Origin of the sequence: Herbidospora mongoliensis (assembly GCF_001570545.1) — a bacterium.
GTDB classification, from domain to species: domain Bacteria; phylum Actinomycetota; class Actinomycetes; order Streptosporangiales; family Streptosporangiaceae; genus Herbidospora; species Herbidospora mongoliensis.
In genome coordinates, this window is record NZ_BBXD01000014.1 from 489,884 (window position 1) to 496,136 (window position 6,253).

Here is a 6,253-nt window from a genome sequence, read left to right on the forward strand (position 1 = left end):
CCGAACCTGGGCGTCTTGATATTGTTCGTAGCGGTGTGCCGGGAAGTCTGGTCGGCGGTTCTTCAGCGTTTCCCGGCAACCGAGCGGAGACCCATGTCCGGCACCGTGTCCCGTCGTGCCCCCCGTCTGTTCAGCAGAAGCACCTGGCCCGAGGCCCGCCGCATCGCCGACATCCTCCGCAAGGAGACCATCGGCGGCGCGCTGCTCCTGGCCGCCGCGCTGGCCGCGATCATCTGGGCCAACTCCCCGTGGGCCCAGGCCTACCAGGACCTCGGGGCCGTCGAGATCGGCCCTGCGGCGCTGCACCTGAACCTCGACCTGGCCACCTGGGCCGCCGACGGTCTGCTGGCGATCTTCTTCTTCGTGGCGGGGCTGGAGCTCAAGCGCGAGTTCATCGCCGGTGACCTGCGTCAGGTACGCCGCGCGGTGGTGCCGGTGGCCGCCGCGTTCGGCGGGGTGCTGGTGCCCGCGATGGTCTACCTGGCCATCGCCGGTGGGTCCGGGGCGCGGGGGTGGGCGATCCCGACCGCCACCGACATCGCCTTCGCGCTGGCGGTGCTGGCGGTGGTCGGCCGCTTCCTGCCCAGCGGGCTGCGGACCTTCCTGCTGACCTTGGCCGTGGTCGACGACCTGGTCGCGATCGTCATCATCGCCGTCTTCTACACCGCCTCCCTGTCGGTGGTGCCGTTGCTGCTGGCGCTGGCCCCGCTGGCGGTGTTCGCCGTCCTGGTACGGCGGCGCGTGCGCTCGTGGTGGCTGCTGCTGCCACTGGCCTCGGCGACCTGGGCGCTGGTCCACGCCTCGGGAGTGCACGCCACCGTGGCCGGAGTGCTGCTGGCCCTGACAGTCCCGGTACCACGCCGCGACGGCGGCCAAGGGCCTGGGCTGGCCGAGCACTTCGAGCACCGGTTCCGGCCGATCTCCGCCGGGATCGCGGTGCCCGTGTTCGCGTTCTTCTCCGCTGGGGTCACTTTCGGCGGCGTGAGCGGCCTGTCCGGGACGTTGAGCGACCCGATCGCGCTGGGCATCGTGGCCGGGCTGGTCGTGGGCAAGCCGGTGGGCATCTTGGCCGCCACGTGGTTGGTGGCCCGATTCACCAAGGCCACGATGGACGAAGGGCTGGCTTGGATCGACGTAGTGGGCCTGGCCGTGCTGGCCGGGATCGGGTTCACCGTGTCCCTGCTGATCGGCGACCTGGCCTTCGACGCCAACGAGGCCGTCAAGGTCGCCGTCCTCACCGGTTCGCTGACCTCGGCTCTGATCGCGGCGGTCATCCTGCGGATGCGGGCACGGGTGTACCGGCGCATCCGCGAAACCGAGACCGCCGACATAGACGGCGACGGCATCCCGGACGTCTACGAGAGTGGGCCCGAGCCACACCCACCGGCTTCGGGCGCTTCAAGACACGACGGCACCCCTGGCCGGACGATACCCTCCGGCGGCGCGTGACCAGATGGACGTGACCAGCCCTGCGCCATCGCCATGATCAGGCCGGACGGTCAGGACCGCCACCTGCTGTCGGCATGGCGAATCCATCCGCCATGGTCCCAGCGGCGCGTCCCATCACCCTCACCGATAATGGAGCGGGCGATGACCGACCCCTTGCGCGAACCGATGACGTTAAGCGCGACGATCGAAGAGGTCCAGCGGCAGATCGCCGCGGGGATACGAGCCTTGCGGGTCTACTTGGACAACCAGGTCGCCCAAGGCCAGATCACTGCGGAGCGGGCAACCGCCCTCATGGGCCCTGTTCTCGTATAGCTACGGCGAACGGACATGTAGCGCTGAGTGACTACATGGGGGCGCGGTCGCGCTGCTGAAGGGCGGCGAAGTCGGTGTGTGCCGTTTCGACTGCCTCCGGGTACGCCTGGGTCTTCTCGTACTCGGCGAGCGCCCGGTAGATGCTGGCGACAGACGGGTTCTGTCCCTTGCGCTTGCCGGATTTGCCCTTGCGGGCTGCGGTCTCCAGCCCCTCCAGCGTCGACTCCCGGATGTTCTCCCGCTCCGTCTCCGCCATCGCGGCGAAGAAGCCGAACAGCAGCTTGCCGGGGCCGGTGGGGTCGTAGATGCCGGGCAGCGGCCCGGCGAGCATCTCCAGGACCAGGCCGTGTTCGGTCAGATGGTCCGCGAGGGCGGTGAGCTCTGCCGCGTCACGCCCCAGCCGCTTCATCTCGAACACGGTGAAGATAACCCGGCAGTGCGGGGCGTGCTCCTTGATCTCCCGGGCGGTCTTCAGCGCCTCCTCGAACTGCGGGCGGACCTTGATCCGGGTGCTGATCTTCTCGCTGAAGATCTTGTCTCTGCCGATGCCGTGCTTGGCGAGCGCGTTCAGCTGCGAGGCGAGCTCCTGGCTGAGGTGTGAGCAACGGGCATAGCCGATGCGGATGTCCGCGCTCGGCAGGCTGGGATCGACGGCCGCGGGCACCGAATTGCCGGGCCGCCAGGGCTGCCCCGGCCCTCGGTTGGCCGGGGTCGGCACCCGCAGCACCTTGGTGAAGCGGCCGGTGTGGTAGGCGCTCGTGACTGCCCCGCTGCGCGAGCGGCACGGCGAGCCAGGGGCGGCCTTGCACTTCGGGCACGGATGGCGCTCGATGAGATCGGCTTCGGACTCAGGGTCCGGCGGAAGATTCTTGAGGGGCCGTCATGGATTTCTCAATGGTCTTCGTTCGGCCCTATTTGATCTTGCTCGGACAAAGGGCCGTTTGCGAGAGAAGCTGTGGTTGCTCTCTGACGGTGTTCGGCGTGCCATCGTCCCGGTCCGGGTGGAGCGCGGTTTCGCCACGGCGTACAGCTACACCGTCGACAAGGTCCACACCTTCCCCACGTACCACATCACCGGCGTGGCAGGACTGACCGGAAGGCCCCGACTGAGGACGGCGCTCAGCCTCCTTCGGTTTCCCGGCGCACGGTAGCGGCGATGCGGGTGAGTGCGGCCCCGAGGTGGCGGCGCTGCGCGGCGCTGAGCGGATCGAACACGAGCCGCTTCACCTGCGCGACATGTTCCGGTGCGCTCTCGACGAGTTTGTGCCGGCCGGCGTCGGCCAGGGTGGCGAGCGTGTACCGACCGTCGCCGGGGTCGGGTCGGCGGGCGACCCAGTCGCGGGCTTCGAAGCGATCCATCACCTTCGACAGGCGGGGCTGGGTGCTGTCACAGACCCGGGCAAGGTCGCTGAGCCGCATTGTGGCTTCGTCGGCCATGGACAGCTGGGCCAGAACCCCGTACTCGAAGTTGGAGATGCCTGCGTCTCGCTGCAGCTGGCGGTCGAGGGCCGCCGGGAGGGCAATGACGACCGTGAGGAGCGCCTGCCACAGGTCCTGCTGGTCGTCGTCGAGCCAGGGCGACTGAGTGTCCATGAGACGCATCATACTTGCCCGGACAACTCACATCACTTGCCTAGGCAACTCTTAATGAGGTACTTTTTCACTTGCCTGGGCAAGTGAAAATACTTGTCAAGGCAAGTGAAGGAGCTGATTTCGATCACCACCACGAGCAACCTGGCCACCCCGAACGGCCCGTCTTCCCCCTTTCCGTCGCGGACAGCGGCCGCGGCGTACGACGAGCTCCTTGCCGAGGTTCTGCCACAAGCGCGCGAGCAGCGGGTGCGGAACCCCTCCGACGGTCCCCTGCCCAGCCTCTTCGTCAGCCACGGCGCCCCGTTCACCCTCGACGATCCACAGTGGCTCAGCGACTTCTTCGACTGGGCCCAGTCGATGCCCAAACCCCGGGCCATCGTCGTCGTCTCGGCCCACTGGGAACGGGCACCGGTCACGATATCCGGAGCCGCGGCCGGCACCCCGCTGCACTACGATTTCAGCGGCTTCCATCCCCGCTACAAGACCCTTCCCTACGCGACCCCGGACGCCACCGACCTGGCTCGGCGACTCACCGGCCTGCTGGGCCGGACGCCCGTGCACGAGTTCGCCGACCGCGGCCTCGACCACGGCGCCTTCATCCCGCTCATGGCCATGTACCCCGCGGCCGACGTCCCGGTCGTGCAGCTGTCGATGCCCAGCCTCGATCCCAGCGCTCTGCTCGAGCTCGGGGCACGCCTGCGGCCGCTGCGTGAAGAAGGCATCCTCGTTCTCGGCTCGGGCTTCATGACGCACAGCTTCGCCGTCTTCCGCCGGCCGGAGCTCGCCGCCGACACCACGGCCTTCGACGAATGGGCTGTTGACGCCCTCGCCCGGGGTGACGCCGACGCCCTCACCGACTACCACAACAAGGCACCCGGCGCCGCGGTCGCCCATCCGACGGCCGACCACTTCGTCCCGCTGCTGCTCACCGTCGGCGCCGCCGATGACCCCGGCAGCGCCGTGAGCGCCATCGACCGCATGGTGATGGGCAACTCCACCCGGTCGGTGCAGCTGACCTGAGCGCCTCATCCGTTGGCGACGACATCAATACACCCTGGAGGAAAGTGCCATGAAGGTAATGCGTTTCCACGAGTTCGGCAGCAGCGAGGTCCTGCGCTACGAGGACGTCGACCGTCCGGTCCCCGGCACCGGGCAGGTGCTGGTGCGGGTGGCGGCCACATCGTTCAACCCGGTCGACGACCACATCCGCGCCGGTGTCCTGGCCGAGATGATCCCGATCACTCTCCCGTACGTGCCGGGAATCGACCTGGCGGGCACCGTCGCTGAACTCGGCGCGGACGTGATTGGCCTGGAGGTCGGCGACCGGGTCGTGGCGATGCTGCCCCTCGACTCCGCCGGCGGCGCCGCCGAGTACGTGCTCGCCCCGGCCGAGTCCCTGGCCCCGGCGCCCCGGACGACCGAGCTGGTCGACGCCGCGGCGCTGCCGCTGACCGGCCTGGCGGCCTGGCAGACGGCGTTCGAGCTCGCCGAGCTGAAGCCCGGTCAGACCGTCCTGGTCAATGGGGCGGGGGGCGCGGTCGGCAGCCTCGTGGTACAGCTCGCCGTCGACGCGGGAGCGCACGTGACCGCAGTGGACGCGTCGCAGCACGCCGACCGCCTTCGGGGCTACGGCGCGGACCGGGTCGTGGGCCCCCTCGCCTCCACCGCAGGCCCGGCCGCCGTGGGCGGTCCGTTCCAGGTCGTGGTGAACCATGTGCGCGTCTCCCCGGAGGAGCTCGCGCAGCTGACGAACTACGTCGCCGACGGCGGGGTCGCCGTCAGCACAGCCGGCCCGATTCCCGAGGACCCCGCCCGGGGAGTGCGCAGCGCGAGCCTGTGGGTCCGCAGCGACGGAGCCCAGCTGACCGAGCTGGTCGCCAAGGTGGATGCCGGCAAGCTCCGGCTCCACGTCGCCGCCCACCGCCCGGTGGCCGAGCTGGCCGCCGTGCATGAGGAAGCCGGCACCGGGCGGCTACCCGGCAAGACGGTCGTGCTCGCTCCCTGATCACACGCGACCGGGCCGCCCGCCGTTCGCTCTCCCGCCGGTGGGCCGCCCGGAAGTTCAACGGCGGCAGCACCCGCAACCTGTCGGCACCGGCGAGGCCATGCGGCAGGCCCTACACTCGAGCCCGCCGCTGCCGCTCACGCACGTTGCCCGGGACGCCGAAGCTTCCCCGGGCAACGTTGTCTTCACTCGGGCTCCGGCCAGGCCCGGAGCCCGAGTGTCACGCCGGGGCTGCGGCTGCCTCCCCATGCGGGGTCCGCGGGCCGGGCACCGTCGCCCGGATGGACAGGTCCAGATCGAGGCGGCTGTTCATGTCCAGCTCGAACCATCCGTGCGGATTGACGTGGGTCCAGAACAGCGGCGACAGCGCCCTACGGTCGGCGTCGGTGAGCTTGTCTGCCCACTTCGGATCGGCCAGGACCTCCTGCATCAGCAGCGTGTTGACGTGTTCTCTGAACAAGCCGCGTATTTGATCTTGTCTATCAATCGGTTGATTCCTGAACCGGTTCCTGCAGGATGGTGCGGCCATGAACTTCGCTCTCCAACTCAGCCAGATAGGCCGCCGCCTGCCTCGCCGCCGGAGCGCCGATGCGCCGGTATATCGCCACGGCTTCGCCAAGGCTGACAAGGGCTGTATCTCGGTCACCGGTTCGGGCCATGCACTGGGCGATGCCTTCAAGCGCACGCCCTTCGTCTACGGGACTGTGTACTTGACGTGCGAGTCGCAGAGCCTCCTGATATTGGGGCAGCGCTTCCTGCGGTCTAGAGAGCCTTAATGGCTGAGGTTATGAGAGGTGGGGGTCCAGGCCGGTCTTGGCGATGAACCCGCTGAGGATGCGGCGGCGGTATTGCATGCGTTTGAGCCGGCTCTTCACCAGCGCGAGGAGTTGGTCC

At 68.9% G+C, this 6,253-nt stretch carries 8 protein-coding genes and 1 pseudogene; 4 read left to right on the forward strand and 5 right to left on the reverse strand.

Annotated elements, in window-relative coordinates; translation table 11 throughout:
- Positions 1-93: 93 nt before the first annotated feature.
- Together nhaA and AW272_RS21195 are read left to right on the forward strand one after the other, a co-directional pair.
- Positions 94-1,449 carry a Na+/H+ antiporter NhaA gene (gene nhaA / locus AW272_RS21190; protein ID WP_066367819.1) on the forward strand — a complete coding sequence of 452 codons (1,356 nt, stop codon included), beginning with the start codon at positions 94-96 and terminating at the stop codon, positions 1,447-1,449.
- Positions 1,450-1,590: 141 nt separating this feature from the next.
- Positions 1,591-1,761, forward strand: a complete 171-nt coding sequence (locus tag AW272_RS21195) for a hypothetical protein (protein ID WP_157518685.1) — start codon at positions 1,591-1,593, stop codon at positions 1,759-1,761.
- 31 nt (positions 1,762-1,792) lie between these two features.
- Here the strand turns inward: AW272_RS21195 and AW272_RS21200 are convergent, their stop codons facing one another.
- The 3 genes and pseudogenes from AW272_RS21200 to AW272_RS21210 all read right to left on the reverse strand — a co-directional run bounded on the left by AW272_RS21200 (position 1,793) and on the right by AW272_RS21210 (position 3,354).
- A complete protein-coding gene (locus AW272_RS21200) occupies positions 1,793-2,479 on the reverse strand; it encodes a recombinase family protein (RefSeq protein WP_245657643.1) in 687 nt (228 codons plus the stop codon).
- Positions 2,480-2,593: pseudogene (locus AW272_RS46320) on the reverse strand (zinc finger domain-containing protein); the annotation flags it as partial.
- Positions 2,594-2,880: 287 nt separating this feature from the next.
- Positions 2,881-3,354: a MarR family winged helix-turn-helix transcriptional regulator gene (locus AW272_RS21210; protein ID WP_066367829.1), complete on the reverse strand. Its 474-nt coding sequence runs from the start codon at positions 3,352-3,354 to the stop codon at positions 2,881-2,883.
- 105 nt (positions 3,355-3,459) lie between these two features.
- Here AW272_RS21210 and AW272_RS21215 point away from each other — a divergent pair, with 105 nt between their 5' ends.
- Together AW272_RS21215 and AW272_RS21220 are read left to right on the forward strand one after the other, a co-directional pair.
- Entirely contained in the window at positions 3,460-4,374 is a 915-nt protein-coding gene (locus AW272_RS21215; protein ID WP_245657644.1) for a DODA-type extradiol aromatic ring-opening family dioxygenase, read from the forward strand.
- Positions 4,375-4,423: 49 nt separating this feature from the next.
- Complete coding sequence (locus AW272_RS21220; protein WP_066367831.1) at positions 4,424-5,359, forward strand: NADP-dependent oxidoreductase; 936 nt, start codon at positions 4,424-4,426, stop codon at positions 5,357-5,359.
- A 220-nt stretch (positions 5,360-5,579) separates the two neighbouring features.
- Here AW272_RS21220 and AW272_RS21225 read toward each other — a convergent pair whose 3' ends face one another.
- Both AW272_RS21225 and AW272_RS46060 read right to left on the reverse strand, forming a co-directional pair.
- On the reverse strand, positions 5,580-5,819 hold the full coding sequence (locus AW272_RS21225; protein ID WP_169807588.1) for a Tn3 family transposase: 240 nt from the start codon (positions 5,817-5,819) through the stop codon (positions 5,580-5,582).
- A 22-nt stretch (positions 5,820-5,841) separates the two neighbouring features.
- On the reverse strand, positions 5,842-6,108 hold the full coding sequence (locus tag AW272_RS46060; protein WP_369408745.1) for a tetratricopeptide repeat protein: 267 nt from the start codon (positions 6,106-6,108) through the stop codon (positions 5,842-5,844).
- Positions 6,109-6,253: the final 145 nt, after the last annotated feature.